The sequence below is a fragment of the Rhodococcus sp. PvR099 genome (genome assembly GCF_017833315.1).
GTDB classification, from domain to species: Bacteria; Actinomycetota; Actinomycetes; order Mycobacteriales; family Mycobacteriaceae; genus Rhodococcus_G; species Rhodococcus_G oryzae.
The window spans coordinates 66,282-82,671 of record NZ_JAFIBV010000001.1; the positions used below are offsets into that span (position 1 = coordinate 66,282).

A 16,390-nucleotide genomic window follows, 5' to 3' on the forward strand; every position below is an offset into this window, starting at 1 on the left:
GACCACACGGAGATGATCGGCTGTGACATCGCTGGTCTACTTCTCCAGCGCGTCGGAGAACACCCACCGCTTCGTGCAGAAGCTGGGTGTCCCGGCAGCGCGCATTCCGCTGCATGACCGCGAAGGCGCATTCGAGGTCGATGAGCCGTATGTCCTGATCCTGCCGACCTATGGGGGCGGGATCACCGCGACGGGTCGCGACACGAGTTATGTGCCCAAGCAGGTCATCAGATTCCTCAACAACGAGCACAATCGCTCCCTCATCCGCGGGGTGATCGCTGCCGGCAATACGAACTTCGGCGAGTCGTATTGCTATGCCGGAAACGTGATTTCGCAGAAGTGCAAGGTTCCGTACCTGTACCGCTTCGAGCTCATGGGTACCGCCGAAGACGTAGTAGCAGTCCGGGACGGGCTCGAACAATTCATGGAGAGTGAACAGTGGCACCGACAATCACAGACGCAGCCCCGGCAGCGAGTGTAGAGCGCGCTGCGGCACGACCCGACGCGTCCGCGGGGGAGCTCGACTACCACGCGCTCAACGCGATGCTGAACCTGTACGGCCCGAATGGCGAGATCCAGTTCGACAAGGACCGCGAGGCCGCGAACCAGTACTTCCTCCAGCACGTCAACCAGAACACCGTCTTCTTCCACAACCTGGACGAGAAGCTGGACTACCTGGTCAAGGAGAACTACTACGAGCCCGAGGTCCTCGACCAGTACAGCCGTGAGTTCGTCAAGTCGCTGATCGACCACGCCTACTCGAAGAAGTTCCGCTTCCCGACGTTCCTCGGCGCCTTCAAGTACTACACCTCCTACACGCTCAAGACCTTCGACGGTAAGCGGTACCTGGAGCGGTTCGAGGACCGCGTCTGCATGGTCGCGCTCACCCTCGCCGCCGGTGACGAGCACCTGGCGACCCAGTTGGTCGACGAGATCATCGCCGGCCGGTTCCAGCCGGCCACCCCGACGTTCCTCAACTCGGGCAAGAAGCAGCGCGGCGAGCCCGTGTCCTGCTTCCTGCTCCGCATCGAGGACAACATGGAGTCGATCGGTCGCTCCATCAACTCCGCCCTGCAGCTGTCCAAGCGCGGCGGCGGAGTCGCGTTGCTGCTCAGCAACGTTCGCGAGCACGGCGCCCCGATCAAGAAGATCGAGAACCAGAGCTCGGGCGTCATCCCGATCATGAAGCTGCTCGAGGACTCGTTCTCGTACGCCAACCAGCTCGGCGCGCGTCAGGGCGCAGGCGCGGTGTACCTGCACGCGCACCACCCGGACATCTACCGCTTCCTCGACACCAAGCGGGAGAACGCGGACGAGAAGATCCGCATCAAGACGCTGTCCCTCGGCGTGGTCATCCCCGACATCACCTTCGAGCTGGCGAAGAAGAACGAGGACATGTACCTCTTCTCGCCGTACGACGTGGAGCGGATCTACGGGAAGCCGTTCGCGGACATCAACGTCACCGAGAAGTACTACGAGATGGTCGACGACAAGCGCATCCGCAAGTCGAAGATCAAGGCGCGCGAGTTCTTCCAGACCGTCGCCGAGCTGCAGTTCGAGTCCGGGTACCCGTACATCATGTACGAGGACACGGTGAACCGCGCGAACCCGATCGCGGGCAAGGTCACCCACTCGAACCTGTGCTCGGAGATCCTGCAGGTCTCCACGCCGTCGACGTTCAACGACGACCTGTCCTACAGCCACATCGGCAAGGACATCTCCTGCAACCTCGGTTCGCTGAACATCGCCAAGACGATGGACTCGCCGGACTTCGCGCAGACCATCGAGACGTCGATCCGCGCGCTGACCGCCGTCGCCGACCAGACCTCCATCGACTCCGTCCCGTCGATCCGGAAGGCGAACGACGACGGCCACGCCATCGGTCTCGGGCAGATGAACCTGCACGGATACCTGGCGCGCGAGCGGATCCACTACGGCTCCGACGAGGGCATCGACTTCACGAACATCTACTTCTACACAGTGGTGTTCCACGCGATCCGGGCGTCCAACGAGATCGCCAAGGAGCGCGGCACGTACTTCGCGGGCTTCCCGGAGTCCAAGTACGCCTCCGGTGAGTTCTTCGACAAGTACACCGACCGGGTGTGGGAGCCTGCGACCGAGCGGGTGCGGCAGCTGTTCGCCGATGCGGGCCTGCACATCCCGACCCAGGACGACTGGCGTGAGCTGAAGGCGTCCGTGCAGCAGCACGGCATCTACAACCAGAACCTGCAGGCGGTCCCGCCGACCGGATCGATCTCCTACATCAACAACTCCACCAGCTCCATCCACCCGGTGGCGTCGAAGATCGAGATCCGCAAGGAAGGCAAGATCGGCCGCGTCTACTACCCGGCGCCCTACCTGACGAACGACAACCTGGAGTACTACCAGGATGCCTACGAGATCGGGTACGAGAAGATCATCGACACCTACGCCGCGGCCACCCAGCACGTGGACCAGGGCCTGTCGCTGACGTTGTTCTTCAAGGACACCGCCACCACCCGGGACATCAACAAGGCCCAGATCTACGCGTGGCGCAAGGGCATCAAGACGCTGTACTACATCCGGTTGCGTCAGATGGCCCTGGAGGGCACCGAGGTCGAGGGTTGCGTCTCGTGCATGCTGTGACCGTGGCGTACGGCTCGAATGGAGTGAGGGAATCGTGAGCGAGAAGATCAAGCTGATCGACCGGGTGTCGGCGATCAACTGGAACCGCGTCCCCGACGAGAAGGACGCCGAGGTGTGGGATCGCCTCACCGGTAACTTCTGGCTGCCGGAGAAGGTCCCGGTGTCCAACGACATCCCGTCGTGGAACACCCTGACTCCGAACGAGAAGCAGCTGACCATGCGGGTCTTCACCGGCCTGACGCTGCTGGACACGATCCAGGGCACCGTCGGTGCCGTCAGCCTGATCCCGGACGCGATCACCCCGCACGAGGAGGCGGTGTACACCAACATCGCGTTCATGGAGTCGGTGCACGCGAAGAGCTACAGCTCGATTTTCTCGACGCTGTGCTCGACCCGCGACATCGACGACGCCTTCCGCTGGTCGGAGGAGAACCCGAACCTGCAGCGCAAGGCGCAGATCGTCATGGACTACTACCGTGGCGAAGATCCGCTCAAGCGCAAGGTCGCCTCGACGCTGCTCGAGTCGTTCCTGTTCTACTCGGGCTTCTACCTGCCGATGTACTGGTCCTCGCGGGCCAAGCTCACCAACACCGCCGACCTGATCCGGCTGATCATCCGCGACGAGGCCGTGCACGGGTACTACATCGGATACAAGTACCAGAAGGGCCTCGAGCAGCTCAACCAGGCCGAGCGCGACGACCTGAAGGACTACACCTTCGAGTTGCTCTTCGAGCTGTACGACAATGAGGTCGAGTACACCCAGGACCTCTACGACGAGGTCGGGCTCACCGAGGACGTCAAGAAGTTCCTGCGGTACAACGCCAACAAGGCGCTGATGAATCTCGGCTACGAGGGACTGTTCCCGAAGGACGAGACCGACGTGAACCCGGCGATCCTGTCGGCGCTGTCCCCGAACGCGGACGAGAACCACGACTTCTTCTCCGGGTCGGGCAGCTCCTACGTGATCGGCAAGGCCGTGAACACCGAGGACGAGGACTGGGACTTCTAGCGGGCGCCCAGCGCCTCCACATCGCACCGTCGCACGGCTGGCGGGAATCCGTTCTCGTCAGTCGGTGCCATGTTGTCGATGAAGATCACGACCACGCCGATCAGCCACCACTTCACCAGGAATCCGGCTGTGGGCCAGCGCCCGTCGTCAGACCTGATCATCACCAACCCACACAGGGCCTTGCCCGCGGTCGTGTGGAAGATCCGCTGGATGATCACGCGGTGGACGAAGGACGCTGTCACCCATGCAAGGGCTGCCGCGGGCAACGCCAACGCCGACAGGTCGGCGATCGCATCGCATGCTGCGTACACCCCGAACGCGATCCCGACGTGCAGTACGAAGTCGATGACGAATGCGATGTATCGACGTAGCATCCTCGGCGACGGGTATCGGGGGTCTCCCGATGCTCCGCGCGTCGCCTGAAGTGGCGGGCTACCTGTTCCGTAACCGGGTGTGCCCATCGGTCATGGCCCCAATCTGTCGAGTAGTTCATCGAACTCGCGCCGCTTCTCGGCGATGCCTTCGTCGATCCCCGTGGACGCCGCGACCTCCGCGATGAGGGCATCGGTGAATCGGGTTTCCCCGACGGTCGCGCCTTGGACCTCGGCACCCGCCTGCCCGGTCAGCAGTTTGCGTGGGTCGAGCAGACCGATGCCCATCGCGCCGTTGAGCGCGCCGCTCACAGTGCCCTTGACGGCACCCTGGCCGCCCGACTCGGCGACATCGCCCCAGTCGTAGCCGTCGCGACGATCCCGGTGGATTTCGTAGGTCTGCAGGCCCGCTTCTTTGAGCGCCTCGAGGCCCGCCCCGATCGCGGCACCCTTTGCCGCGCCGACCGCGGCCCGCCTGAGCAAGGAGAGGACCAGCTGTTTGATGGCCATCCGGACTGCGATCTGGGTGGCGGTCTGCGCGACGACAGCTGCGGGACTCGCAGCACCGGCAGTCATGATCGTTGCGGCAGCGATCGCCGCCAACTCGACCGCCAGCGCAACGAGTGCGGCGATGATCGTCAGCTTCGCGATCCGCACGTCCTCGGACGCACCCTCGAGGGACTCCCCGAGTGCGCTGCACAGCGCGATGATCTCCGTGAGAGCCCCCTCGGGGCCGATCCTCGCCCAGCGGTCCGCGATCGCGATGCTCACATCGCCCTCGATCCCGCCGAGGGCAGTCCGGATCACCGCGTCGCTCTCGTCTGTCACCTCGCCCAGGGACGAAGCTGCCTCGTACCAACCGTGTGCAAGGCGCAGCATCGCGGTTTCGTCCGCATCGGGCCAGTCGGATCCGACCACGGTCTCGGACAGCCACCGCACACTGCCCGGAACCTCGATACCCATCAGGAGATCCCGTCGAAGCCGGCACTGGATGTCCGGTCGGTGTTCTCGAAGGCGTCCGCCGTGGCCCGGAGCCCTGTTCCGATCTGCTCCATCGCCGCCGCCGCGAAGCCGATGCTCTCCTCGCCGACCTCGGCACCCGGCAGATAACCGCCCGCGAATGCCATACCGGTCTCGTCCTCTCCCCAGCAAGAACCCTCGCTCGCGATGACCGCACGCAGGGCCGCAAGGATGCCTGCCGTGCGTTCCGCCAGCTCATCGAGTCGCGGCGCCTGGTTGCGAAGGTGGTCGGGGTCGACCCACACATTGCCGCTCACCGTCGGGGATCCTCGAGAATCGATCCGCCCCGGTAGTAGTCGTCCGCGTCGTCCTGAAGGTCCGCGGCCGGGTCGCCGGGGCTGTCTTCTGTCCCGAGCCTCGGAAGCAGGTCGCGAAGGCTCGGGGCTCCGGGAACGAGGTCCGGCAGGTCGGGCACCTCGTGGCCGGCAGCGACAACCGACCCCATGAGTCGCATCATTTCTCGTTGTGCGGAAGCGGCGGCGTCGCGTGCCGCGTCTGCGACCGACAGTGCAAGGGAGTCCGGCGTCGACCGGCGGAACGCATCCGGTGAGATGTCGACGCTCAACACCGAGCCCGTCGAATCCGTCTCGACGCGAACGAGTCTGTCGACCGATTCGCCGCGCAGGCGAAGCTGGGCAATCTGTGCCCGTGCCCCGCTCAGGTCTCGGGCTTGCCGATCGAGAGTGTCCAGCATCGAGTCGATCTGATCTTGCAGTGCATTTCCCCGTGCGTGCAGATCCTGCGCACTGTCCTCGTTCATCTGCCCCCCGTGCGATGTTGCCCGCCCCCAGCGGTGCTCGACCACACGTGACCGAGCAGCTGAACATTATCGCGTTGTCGAGGAGACGGCATTCATCGGGCGCCCACCCGAAATCGAAATGCCTTCACCTGCGTGGGGATCAGGTCTAGCGTCGAGGACGTCGGATTCACCCAGGTGAGGAGGCGGCGATGAGTGGAAAAGTTGTGCACTTCGAGGTCCCGTTCGACGACGGGGACCGGGCGAGGACGTTCTACCAGCAGGCGTTCGGATGGAACACCGTCGAGATGCCCGAGATGAGCTACACGATCGTCTCGACCGGGCCCGCCGCGGAGTCGGGGATGCCCGCGGAACCCGGCTACATCGGCGGCGGCATGTTCGAGCGCGTCCCGGAGTATCCGAAGGGGCCGGTGATCACCATCGACGTGCCGAGCATCGACGCCGCCCTGGCCAAGATCGCCGAGTTGGGCGGGTCGACGGTCGGGGAGAAGCAGCCGGTCGGTGAGATGGGGTTCGCGGCCTATTTCAAGGACACCGAGGGCAACATCATGGGTCTGTGGGAGAACGCCGGCTGAACCATGCCTCGGGCACGTCGCGGAGGGCCTTCTCGATGCGCCGCGTCGAGCTGTCGGTGAGGTCCGCGGGCACCGCGTCCGGCGCGAACCAGGCGACCTCGAGGTTCTCCTCGTCGGCGGCGCGCGCCTCGCCCGCGGTGTGTCGTGCCAGGAAGCAGACGTCGAGGTAGCTGGCGACGTCCCCGTTCGGGTAGGTGATCGGCCCGGCGGTGTCGACGCTGGTGATGCGCACGAGGTCCGCCTCGACCCCGGTCTCCTCGAGGATCTCGCGGAGAGCCGCAGGGCCGGGTTCCTCACCGGGTTCGAGGATGCCGGAGACCACCGCCCACAACCCGTTGTCGGCCCTGCGGGTCAACAGGATTCGCCCCGTATCGTCGACGACGACCGCGCTCACGCCGGACAGCCACAACGGGGCGTGTCCGACGTGAGCGCGGAGGTCGCTGACGAACCGGGGGATCGCCACGGCTAGTACCGGAAGGTGACCGGGGCGGCCTGCCCGCCGGAGTACGGCAGCAGGATGCTCGGCTGCAGCGGTGCCGCGAACCGGGCGGGAACATCGGTGAACTCGGACACGCCCGCGTTAGCAGGAACGTCCAACTGCGCGAACCGGATCCGGGTCATGGCGTCGGTGCCGACCATGTTGCCCTCGGAGGTCTCCGCGGACAGGAACGTGCCCTCGGGCGTGAACTCGATCCACGGATCGGCCAGCGCGATCTCCGCGAGGTGGAAGCGGGTGAAGGAGACCACGGTGCCCCGATAGCGAACGGTGCCGTGGCCGCTCGAGGGATCGACGTCGGCGGACTCGAGCTCGAACGCGAGGCGGCCGTCCTTGCGGACCGTCCCGCCGTCGCTGACCACAACCGAACCCTGGGTGCCGCGCTGCACCAGCTCGGTGTAGCCGGGCGCGAGGGCCCACAGCAGGTCCTGCGCCGGCGGCGTCGGCGCGTTCGGCCCGGGAGCCGGGTCGAAGTTCACAGGGACGGACAGCTCCTCCGCGGCGTTGACGGCGTCCGCGGCGGCGTAGGTGTACACCCCGTAGACCGCGTCGGGGGCTGCGCCCGCCGGCTTCTTCACCGTGAGCGTGGCGGTGAAGGAACCGTCGCCCGCGAGGGGGACCCACTGCTGACGGATGGTGCGACGAAAATCGAAGGGTGCGTCCGGAACCCGGTTCAGTGCGTCTTCGGACATCACCCACGCGGTGGCCGAGCGCTGCTGCCCGACCCGGGCCTGCGCCGGTGCGTCCTCGGACGGACGCCACTGCGGGGCGAACGCACCGAATGCGACGAAGGTGCCGTGCGGGACGCCGGGCGGCACCGGTACCGGCAGTCCGCCGGTGTTGGCCTGCGGATCGAACCCGGTGCCGCGCACCACGATCCGGTCACCCTCGTGCACGGCGGTGTCGCCGAGCGCGGTGGTGCCGTCGGCGGCGAACAGTTCGATCCTGGCGTGCCCGGTCGGTTCGGCAGGCGCCGCAGCGGCCGGGGCCGCCCACGTCAGCGACCCGATCAGCGCGGCCGCGAGCGCGGGGAGGGCGCCGCGGCGCCTAGTTGACGTAGCCATTGAGCGAGGCCTCCAGGTCGGTGAGGATGCCGCGGGCGGCGATCACACCGATGCCGGTCATCCAGATCTCGTCGTCCACCGTGAACACGCGCTTGTCCTTGACGGCGCCAAGGCCCTGCCACAGACCGCCGTTCATGACCTCGACGCCCTGGCCCCTGGCCTCGTCGCCGTAGAAGCTCACGTAGATGACGTCGCCCTCGGCATTGCTCAGCTGCTCCTCGCTGAGCTCCGCGAAGCGCTTGTCCTTGGCGTCCTCGAGGCGCTGGAAGGTCGGGCGCTGGACGCCCGCATCGGCGAGGACCTGGCCCGAGAAGCTGTCCGGCCCGTAGATCCGGATGGCGCCGGGCATGAAGCGGACCACCGAGGCCTGCGTCTGGGAGGAGTCGAGGGTGTTGCCCGTCGCGGTGGCGGCGCCCTGGTAGTCGTCGAGGGCCTGGCGGGCGGCCGCGCCGCGGCCGAGCGCTGCGCCGTCGAGGAGCAGGTTGTCCCTCCACGTCGTGCCGACCTTCTCGGTGAACGTGGTGGGGGCGACCGCGCTCAGCTGCTGGTACAGCTCCGGTGTGCGGAACTTCGAGCCCAGGATGAGGTCCGGCTTGAGAGTCGCGATCTTCTCGATGTCCGGTTCCTGCACCGTCCCGACCGATTCGACGCCCGCGATCGTCGGCCCGAGGTACTCGGGCTGGGACCCGACCGCCCCGGTCACCGCGGCGCCGACCAGCCGGTCCTGCAGGCCAAGCGCGCAGACGGTGTCGAGCTTGTCCGTGTCGAGCACCACGATCCGCTGCGGATCCGCCGGTATCTCGGTCTCGCCCGCCGCGTGCACGACCTTGCGGGTGGTGCCCGTCACGCCCGCGGGGTCCACGGGAGCGGTTGGGCCGCAGACGTTCTCGGTATCTCGGTCGTTGCCGAGCACGCCCGCGCCCGCGACGGTGGTGGTGCTGCGCACGATGCCGTCGGCGGCGTCGTCGGTGCCGGACCCGCCGCACGCGGCGAGCAGCACGGCCGACGCCGTGAGCAGGGCCGCGGGCACGACGCGGCGGACGAGATGAGGCTTACGCATGTGGGGGTCCTCCTGAGCTGACGGGCGGTGTCGAGACTAGCCGCGGCGCGGGTCGACGTCGTAGGCCGCGGCCAGGTCGTCGAGGATCCCGCCCGCGCCCTGCACGCTGACCGCGGACATCCAGACGGTGTCGTCGACGTCGATCTTGCGGCCGCGCAGGCCCGTCCAGAGCGGGTTGGTGAGGAACGGCTTGGCGTGGTCGGCCACCGCGGTGCTGCCGTCGGGGGCGTGGTAGGTCGAGACCAGGATCAGGTCGGCTTCGGCCTCGGTGATCAGCTCGGGGCTGATGTCGTTGGAGATGCTCGAGGGCTTCGCCGGGTCCGGAGCCGCGCTGGCCGGCCTGGCCAGCCCGGCGTCGTCGAGCACGATGCCGCTGAACGAGGTGCTGCGGTAGATCCGGGCGGTCGGCTCACCCGCGAAGCGGACCACCGAGACGGTCGGGTTGTTCGCCTTGGCGTTGATCTCGGCGCCGACGGCCGCCGCGCGGTCCTCGTAGGCGCCGATCTTCTGCTCGGCGAGGTCCTCCTTGCCGAGGGCCGTGCCGAGCAGGCGGATGTTGTCCTTCCACGTCGGCCCGGTGGTCTCGGACATCACCGTTGGCGCGATCTTGGACAGCTGCTCGTAGATGTCGCCGTGCCGGACCTTCGCGGACACGATCAGGTCGGGCTGGAGTTCGGCGATCTTCTCCAGGCTGGGCGTCGCCAGCGGGCCCACGGCGACGGCGTCCTTCGCGAACTCCTCGCGGGAGTCGCCGAGGTAGTCCGGCAGGGTGTCGGTGCGATAGGTGACGTACCCGACCAGGTCCGTCTCGAGCAGCAGGACTGCGTCGGAATAGCTGGTGTCGAGGGCGACGACCCGCTTCGGGGCGGCGGGGATCTCGGTCGATCCCAGCGCGTGCTCGACCGTGCGGGGGAACTGCGCCTGTGCGGCCGACTCCGGGGCCGACTCGGTGTTCGTGGTCGAACAGCCGGTCAGGACGAAGACTGCGGCTGCGGCTCCCGCGACGAGCGTGAGCAGCGGATTCTTGCGGGCCTTCACAGAGAACTCCTGTCAGATCATTAGGTAAGCGAAACCTTAGCAAGGCTGCCCTATCTCGTGTGGTGCGCCGCCGGGAGGGCCGCGCGGGGGCACAATGGTGCGATGGCCGTTTCGGTGAGCCAGATGTTGATGCGGGGCCTGGACGAGCTGAGATTTCAGCCGACCGCCAAGCGGATCCGGGCGCTGCGCGGCGACGTGGTCGTGGTCGTGGCGGACTCCACCCGTGCCGCGTTGGTGTGGGAGCCGCGGCGCGTGGTCCCCGTCTACACGCTGCCTGTCGCGGACGTCGCGGCACCGATGACCGCCTCGTCGGCCGCGGCCGCGCCTGCGGTCCCCGTTCCGCTCGGTGACGGCGATCCCGTCCTCGATCCGCGGACCGGATTCGGCTTCCACAGCTGCCCGGGCACCGCGCTGGCCATCGAGGTCGACGGCACCGCTCTCGACGGCGTCGCGTTTCGTCCCGACGATCCCGAGCTGGCTGACCTGGTGCTGCTGGACTTCGAGGCCTTCGACTGGCTCGAGGAGGACGAACCGGTCCGGGGGCATCCGCGCGACCCGTTCCATCGGGTCGACGTCCGCCGCAGCTCCCGGCGCGTCCGGATGGAGCTCGACGGCGTTCTGATCGCCGAGTCCGATCGGTCGATGATGCTCTTCGAGACCGGCCTGCCGCTGACCCGCTTCTACCTCCCGCGCGAGGATGTCCGCGTCGCCATGACGTCGACGGCGACCAGGACATGGTGTGCCTACAAGGGGGAGGCGTCGTACTTCACCGTGGAGCAGGCGGGCGAGCCGGGAGTCGACGTCGCGTGGAGCTACGAACGCCCGCTGCCGGACTGTCCGCAGATCGCCGGACTGGTCGCCTTCTTTCAGGAGCGGCTCGACGTTATCGTCGATGGAGCGCCGATGGTGCGGCCGCGTACTCCCTGGTCGGAGCCTGCGTGACGGCTGTACGCGACACGAAGTACGACGATGGGTAGGACCGGCTCCGCGGATCGTGGAGGGACGGTCTACGATTCGTCAGAGCGCAAGCAAGAGGACGTTCGCCTCGCAGCCCGGGGCCGGACGTCCTGAGCGGAGCCTGCGGAGCGACCAAGGGCACATTCAGGAGGATCAGTGACTGCCGTAGCGCCCCAGCCAGTCCCCGAGATAAACGCCGCCAGGCCCTACCCGGCGCGATTGGGACCCAAGGGCTCGTACATCTACAAGATGATCACCACCACTGACCCCAAGGTTCTTGGGATCATGTACATGGTGACGTCGTTCGCGTTCTTCCTCGTCGGTGGCCTCATGGCCCTGCTGATGCGAACAGAACTCGCGGTTCCGGGAATGCAGTTCCTGTCGAACGAGCAGTTCAACCAGCTCTTCACCATGCACGGCACGATCATGCTGCTGCTGTACGCGACCCCGATCGTGTTCGGTTTCGCGAACTACATCCTGCCGCTGCAGATCGGCGCCCCCGACGTGGCGTTCCCGCGCCTGAACGCGTTCAGCTACTGGCTGTACCTGTTCGGTGCGCTCATCGCCACCGCCGGCTTCATCACCCCCGGTGGTGCCGCCGACTTCGGTTGGACCGCCTACAGCCCGCTGACCAGCGCCCTGCATTCGCCCGGCGTCGGCGCGGACCTGTGGATCCTGGGCCTCGCGGTCGGTGGTCTCGGCACCATCCTCGGTGGCGTCAACATGATCACCACGGTGATCTGTCTGCGCGCCCCCGGCATGACCATGTTCCGCATGCCGATCTTCACCTGGAACATCCTGGTGACGAGCGTCCTGATCCTCCTGGCCTTCCCGCTGCTGACCGCAGCACTGCTGGGTGTGTTCGTGGACCGGCACTTCGGGGCACACATCTTCGACCCGGCCAACGGCGGCGTCCTGCTCTGGCAGCACCTGTTCTGGTTCTTCGGTCACCCCGAGGTCTACATCATCGCGCTGCCGTTCTTCGGCATCGTCTCGGAGATCTTCCCGGTGTTCAGCCGTAAGCCGCTCTTCGGCTACAGCGGCCTGGTCTACGCCACGCTGGGTATCGCGGCCCTCTCCATCGCGGTGTGGGCGCACCACATGTACGCCACCGGCGCCGTGCTGCTGCCGTTCTTCTCCTTCATGACGTTCCTGATCGCGGTCCCGACCGGCGTGAAGTTCTTCAACTGGATCGGCACGATGTGGAAGGGCCAGGTGACCTTCGAGTCGCCGATGCTGTTCTCCGTCGGCTTCCTGGTGACGTTCCTCTTCGGTGGTCTGTCCGGCGTGCTGCTCGCCAGCCCGCCGCTCGACTTCCACGTCACCGACTCGTACTTCGTGGTCGCGCACTTCCACTACGTGCTCTTCGGCACCATCGTGTTCGCCACCTACGCGGGCATCTACTTCTGGTTCCCGAAGATGACGGGCCGCCTGCTCGACGAGCGCCTCGGCAAGTGGCACTTCTGGACGACCTTCATCGGCTTCCACACCACGTTCCTGGTGCAGCACTGGTTGGGCAACGAGGGCATGCCCCGTCGTTACGCGGACTACCTGCCCAGCGACGGATTCACCACGCTGAACACGATCTCCACGATCGGCGCGTTCATCCTCGGTGCCTCCACGCTGCCGTTCATCTGGAACGTCTTCAAGAGCTACCGCTACGGCGAGATCGTCACGGTCGACGACCCGTGGGGCTACGGCAACTCCCTGGAGTGGGCGACGTCCTGCCCGCCGCCGCGGCACAACTTCACCGAGCTGCCCCGGATCCGTTCGGAGCGTCCGGCGTTCGAGCTGCACTACCCGCACATGGTCGAGCGGATGCGTGCCGAGGCGCACGTCGGGCCCGGCCACGGCAGCAAGGCCACCGCGGTCCTCGAGGACGCGCACTAGCCGCAATGAACAACTCACAAGGCCCCGCCCGAGCTTCGGGCGGGGCCTTGTGATTGGCACAATGGGTTCGAATCCGCGGTCTGGGCCGCGGGATGGAGGGAGTTCTCGGTGGGTTCAGACACCACGGTGTTGGTCACGGTCACGGGACCGGACCGCCCCGGCGTCACGTCCGTGCTGCTCGCGGCGCTCTCGCGTCACCGCGTGAGCCTGCTGGACGTGGAGCAGGTGGTCATCCGGGGGCGCCTGACGCTGGGCGTCCTGGTGTCCTACCCGAACGACGCCGACGCCCTCCAGGACGAGCTCGAGGGGGCGATGGCCACCGTCGGCATGCAGGTCGACGTCGAGTCCGGCTCGTTCGCCGCGGCCCGGCCCGCGCCGTGCACCCACGCGGTGGTGGTGCTCGGCAGCCCGGTCACGGCCCGCTCGTTCAGCACGATCGCCCGTGAACTCGCGAAGCAGGGTGCGAACATCGACTCCATCCGCGGTATCGCGGACTACCCGGTGACCGGTCTCGAGCTGATGGTGACCGCCGCCAACACCGGTGCCGAGGCGGACGCCGCCCTGCGCACCGGACTGTCCGAGGTGGCCGTCGGAGAGGCCGTGGATGTCGCCGTGGAGCGCGCCGGGCTGGCCCGACGCGCGAAGCGGCTCATCGTCTTCGACGTGGACTCCACCCTGGTGCAGGGCGAGGTCATCGAGATGCTCGCCGCCCGCGCAGGCAAGGAGGAGGAGGTCCGCGCCGTCACCGAGGCCGCGATGCGCGGCGAGATCGACTTCACCGAGTCGCTGCACCAGCGGGTCGCGGTGCTGGCCGGGCTGGACGCCTCGGTCATCGACGAGGTGGGCGAGTCGCTCGAGCTGACCCCCGGCGCCCGCACCACCATCCGGACGCTGCGCAGACTCGGGTTCCACTGCGGCGTGGTCTCCGGCGGCTTCCGCCAGGTGATCGAGGGCCTCGCGCACGAGCTGGAGCTGGACTTCGTCGAGGCGAACACCCTCGAGATCGTCGACGGCAAGCTGACCGGCCGGGTGATCGGCGATGTCGTCGACCGGGCCGCGAAGGCCGTCGCGCTGCGCAAGTTCGCCGCCCAGTCCGGCGTCGCGATGGAGCAGACCGTCGCCGTCGGGGACGGCGCCAACGACATCGACATGCTCAACGCCGCGGGCCTCGGGGTCGCGTTCAACGCCAAGCCGGCACTGCGGGAGGTGGCGGACGCGGCGCTCTCGCATCCGTTCCTCGATGCGGTGCTGTTCATCCTCGGCGTGACCCGCCACGAGGTGGAGGCGGCCGACGCCGAGGACGGACTGGTGCGCCGGGTGCCGCTCTGATGGACGAGCGCCTCCCCGCCGCCTTCCTTGACCGGCATGCGGTGCTCGCGGCAGGCTACGGCGGCCGCGCGGACCCGGAAGACCCGGCGCAGGTGCTGGCGATGCCGATGGTCCTGCACATCACCAAGGTGCACCCGCCCGCGCGCAGCGCACTGCTGGCGGCCGCGGCCGCGGCGACCGTCGCGCTGTGCCTCGACGAGCGGGCAGGCGCGACCGACGACGGCGAACCGGGCCCGTGGCAGCAGCCCCTGCTCGACTGGACGGGCTCGCGGATCCGGAAGGTCGCGCGCCGGGCCAGGGGATCGCAGTGGCTCGCCGCGCAGCAGGTGGACGGCGTCACGGTCGAGGTCGACGGGGCGCAGGCCCGGGCCATCGTGCCAGGCCCGGTCGGCGAGGTCGATCAGCGCGTCCGCAAACTCCAGATCGGGGGCACCGACCTCGAGCACGACGAGCCGGGCGAACCGGTGTCGGGCCTGCCGGTGCTATGGGTGAACCGTTCCCTGGAGATGACCGTCGGCAAGGCCGCGGCCCAGGTCGGGCACGCCTCGATGCTGTTGGCGGGTGCGATGGACCCCGAGCGGGCCTTGGCGTGGTCGCTCGACGGCTACCGCTGCAGCGTGCGGGACGCCGATCCGGCGCACTGGGCGGCCCTCGGCGAGCTGGTGGCGCAGCGGCGGGCGATCGCTGTGCGCGACGCCGGGTACACCGAAGTGGCCCCGGGCTCGATGACCGTGATCGCGGCGCTCGGCTAGGAACCGCCGAGTTTGACCATGACGCAGCGTCATGGTTGATGCTGGGTTCATGCGAATCGGCGACCTTGCCCAGACGGCCGGAATCACCCCTCGGACGATCCGGCACTATCACCGTCTCGGGCTTCTCGAGGAGCCGAGACGGCTCTCCAACGGCTATCGGGCCTACGAGTTGCCGGATCTGATCAGGCTGCTCCGCATTCGATGGCTGGCCGCCGCGGGGATCCCGCTCGGTTCGATCGCCACGATCATGGAATCGGCCCGCGCAGAGGGTGATACGGATGACCTCGGCGATGACCTGACGGTGCTCATCGACGGCATCGATGCCGAACTCGATCGCCTGGGCGGCCAACGCCTGCGGCTGCGGGAGATGCTCGACGCACACCGCGAGGGTCGGCCGGTCTCGCCGCTGCCCGCCGACCTGGCCGTGGCCTTTGCCGAATTGATCTCGGCGGAAGGCGATCCCAGAACCCGCCGTGAGTTCGAACGCGAGCGGGACGCCTGGGAACTGCTCGCCGTTTCCGGGACGGGTCCCTCCGCGCTGTTCGACGCCGCGACGCGGGTGCTCTCGGATCCGGACTCGCGCGCGGTGGTGATCGGCCTGTACCGGCGGTTCGCGGCACTGGTCGGCGCCGATCCCGCCGCGGCGAAGCAGGAGATCGACTCTCTCGCTGAGGCACTCGCGTCGGTGATCGCTCGGGAGTACGGCGATATGGTCCTGATCGTCGAGGACGCGGAGTCCGCGGCACCGATGGTGCGGCCGATGATGACCGTCGCCGAGTTGGTACCCGACCGGGCGCAGTGTGAGGTCCTCATGCGGGTCCTCGCACGGCTCGGGATGTCGCCTGATGGGGCCACCCCGTGATCGCCGCAATGTGGATGTGGGTCCGAGGTGAGGTGGACGACAGACACGGCCAGGCGGCCGCGTTCGGGTACAGCAAGGGCACCGTCGCGCTCCCGCTCGCGTTCATGGTCGCCGGGCTGATCGAGGCGGTGGCCATCCACCTGCTGGTGCCGTGGCAGTGGCTGCGGGTGACGCTGCTGATCGCGACGGTTGTCTCCCTCCTCGCGGTCGTCGGCTGGCTCGCCGGGCGAGCGGTGCACCCGCACCTGGTCACCGAGGACGAGCTCGTCCTCCGATCGGGGTCGGCTGTCGTGGCGACCGTCGATCTCACCGAGATCGGCGCCACGAGGCTGATCAGGCGGTTCGATCGCACCGACGAGGAAGTACGCGACGGCCGCCTGCATCTGCCGGGCCCGGACGGCACGGTCCTCGACATCGACTTTCGAAGCGGCGTCCCGATCGCCTTCCCCAGTGACGAACCGACCGTGATCACGGGCGTGAGCCTGCATGTGGACGATCCGCGGGCGATGCTCGATCGGCTCGATGCCGTGACGACCTGACCGGTTGGCGTACCACGAATACCACTCGTGCAGTCCAGCGATGGCG

General features: G+C 67.6%; 18 protein-coding genes. 10 read left to right on the forward strand and 8 right to left on the reverse strand.

Translation table 11 applies throughout. The features are described from left to right. Window positions 1–22 precede the first annotated feature (22 nt). Genes nrdI through nrdF form a run of 3 tightly spaced genes read left to right on the forward strand, consistent with a single transcriptional unit; the run spans window position 23 to window position 3,634 of the window. Window positions 23–481: a class Ib ribonucleoside-diphosphate reductase assembly flavoprotein NrdI gene (gene nrdI / locus JOE46_RS00345; protein WP_097213631.1), complete on the forward strand. Its 459-nt coding sequence runs from the start codon at window positions 23–25 to the stop codon at window positions 479–481. After that, a complete protein-coding gene (nrdE, locus tag JOE46_RS00350; protein ID WP_077041116.1) occupies window positions 439–2,625 on the forward strand; it encodes a class 1b ribonucleoside-diphosphate reductase subunit alpha in 2,187 nt (728 codons plus the stop codon). The genes nrdI and nrdE overlap by 43 nt, the downstream gene beginning before the upstream one ends. 34 nt (window positions 2,626–2,659) lie before the next feature. Continuing rightward, complete coding sequence (gene nrdF / locus JOE46_RS00355; RefSeq protein WP_097213630.1) at window positions 2,660–3,634, forward strand: class 1b ribonucleoside-diphosphate reductase subunit beta; 975 nt, start codon at window positions 2,660–2,662, stop codon at window positions 3,632–3,634. On the opposite strand, the gene JOE46_RS00360 is transcribed toward nrdF, so the two are convergent. The 4 genes from JOE46_RS00360 to JOE46_RS00375 form a co-directional block, all read right to left on the reverse strand. After that, window positions 3,631–4,008: an RDD family protein gene (locus JOE46_RS00360; protein ID WP_245220874.1), complete on the reverse strand. Its 378-nt coding sequence runs from the start codon at window positions 4,006–4,008 to the stop codon at window positions 3,631–3,633. The genes nrdF and JOE46_RS00360 overlap by 4 nt on opposite strands. 90 nt (window positions 4,009–4,098) lie before the next feature. Then, on the reverse strand, window positions 4,099–4,968 hold the full coding sequence (locus tag JOE46_RS00365; protein ID WP_097213628.1) for a hypothetical protein: 870 nt from the start codon (window positions 4,966–4,968) through the stop codon (window positions 4,099–4,101). Further along, a complete protein-coding gene (locus JOE46_RS00370; RefSeq protein ID WP_097213627.1) occupies window positions 4,968–5,282 on the reverse strand; it encodes a WXG100 family type VII secretion target in 315 nt (104 codons plus the stop codon). Before JOE46_RS00370 ends, JOE46_RS00365 begins: the two co-directional genes overlap by 1 nt. Then, complete coding sequence (locus JOE46_RS00375) at window positions 5,279–5,785, reverse strand: YbaB/EbfC family nucleoid-associated protein (RefSeq protein WP_209925855.1); 507 nt, start codon at window positions 5,783–5,785, stop codon at window positions 5,279–5,281. Before JOE46_RS00375 ends, JOE46_RS00370 begins: the two co-directional genes overlap by 4 nt. A gap of 188 nt (window positions 5,786–5,973) precedes the next feature. Between JOE46_RS00375 and JOE46_RS00380 the strand changes: the two genes are divergently transcribed. Next, window positions 5,974–6,357, forward strand: a complete 384-nt coding sequence (locus tag JOE46_RS00380) for a VOC family protein (protein ID WP_097213625.1) — start codon at window positions 5,974–5,976, stop codon at window positions 6,355–6,357. Here the strand turns inward: JOE46_RS00380 and JOE46_RS00385 are convergent. Genes JOE46_RS00385 through JOE46_RS00400 form a run of 4 tightly spaced genes read right to left on the reverse strand, consistent with a single transcriptional unit; the run spans window position 6,329 to window position 10,015 of the window. Next, a complete protein-coding gene (locus tag JOE46_RS00385; RefSeq protein ID WP_209925857.1) occupies window positions 6,329–6,820 on the reverse strand; it encodes an NUDIX domain-containing protein in 492 nt (163 codons plus the stop codon). The genes JOE46_RS00380 and JOE46_RS00385 overlap by 29 nt on opposite strands. Window positions 6,821–6,822: 2 nt before the next feature. Beyond that, window positions 6,823–7,917: an HtaA domain-containing protein gene (locus JOE46_RS00390; RefSeq protein WP_209925859.1), complete on the reverse strand. Its 1,095-nt coding sequence runs from the start codon at window positions 7,915–7,917 to the stop codon at window positions 6,823–6,825. After that, complete coding sequence (locus JOE46_RS00395; RefSeq protein ID WP_209925862.1) at window positions 7,901–8,977, reverse strand: ABC transporter substrate-binding protein; 1,077 nt, start codon at window positions 8,975–8,977, stop codon at window positions 7,901–7,903. The genes JOE46_RS00390 and JOE46_RS00395 overlap by 17 nt, the downstream gene beginning before the upstream one ends. Before the next feature lie 36 nt (window positions 8,978–9,013). Continuing rightward, window positions 9,014–10,015: an ABC transporter substrate-binding protein gene (locus JOE46_RS00400; RefSeq protein WP_209925864.1), complete on the reverse strand. Its 1,002-nt coding sequence runs from the start codon at window positions 10,013–10,015 to the stop codon at window positions 9,014–9,016. Between the two features lie 102 nt (window positions 10,016–10,117). Here JOE46_RS00400 and JOE46_RS00405 point away from each other — a divergent pair, with 102 nt between their 5' ends. The 6 genes from JOE46_RS00405 (at window position 10,118) to JOE46_RS00430 (ending at window position 16,344) form a co-directional block, all read left to right on the forward strand. Then, the gene (locus JOE46_RS00405; RefSeq protein WP_209925873.1) at window positions 10,118–10,957 is read left to right on the forward strand and encodes a DUF427 domain-containing protein; all 840 of its coding nucleotides are present in this window, start codon (window positions 10,118–10,120) and stop codon (window positions 10,955–10,957) included. Between the two features lie 171 nt (window positions 10,958–11,128). After that, window positions 11,129–12,862, forward strand: coding sequence for a cytochrome c oxidase subunit I (gene ctaD / locus JOE46_RS00410; RefSeq protein ID WP_097213619.1), 1,734 nt, complete (start codon window positions 11,129–11,131; stop codon window positions 12,860–12,862). Between the two features lie 108 nt (window positions 12,863–12,970). Then, window positions 12,971–14,191, forward strand: a complete 1,221-nt coding sequence (serB, locus tag JOE46_RS00415; RefSeq protein ID WP_209925874.1) for a phosphoserine phosphatase SerB — start codon at window positions 12,971–12,973, stop codon at window positions 14,189–14,191. Continuing rightward, entirely contained in the window at window positions 14,191–14,943 is a 753-nt protein-coding gene (locus tag JOE46_RS00420) for an aminoacyl-tRNA hydrolase (RefSeq protein ID WP_097213617.1), read from the forward strand. Before serB ends, JOE46_RS00420 begins: the two co-directional genes overlap by 1 nt. A 49-nt stretch (window positions 14,944–14,992) precedes the next feature. Then, the gene (locus JOE46_RS00425; RefSeq protein WP_209925875.1) at window positions 14,993–15,805 is read left to right on the forward strand and encodes a MerR family transcriptional regulator; all 813 of its coding nucleotides are present in this window, start codon (window positions 14,993–14,995) and stop codon (window positions 15,803–15,805) included. Between the two features lie 32 nt (window positions 15,806–15,837). Continuing rightward, window positions 15,838–16,344 (forward strand): hypothetical protein, encoded by a 507-nt coding sequence (locus JOE46_RS00430; RefSeq protein ID WP_307861236.1) that lies wholly within the window; start codon window positions 15,838–15,840, stop codon window positions 16,342–16,344. The last annotated feature ends 46 nt before the right edge of the window (window positions 16,345–16,390 follow it).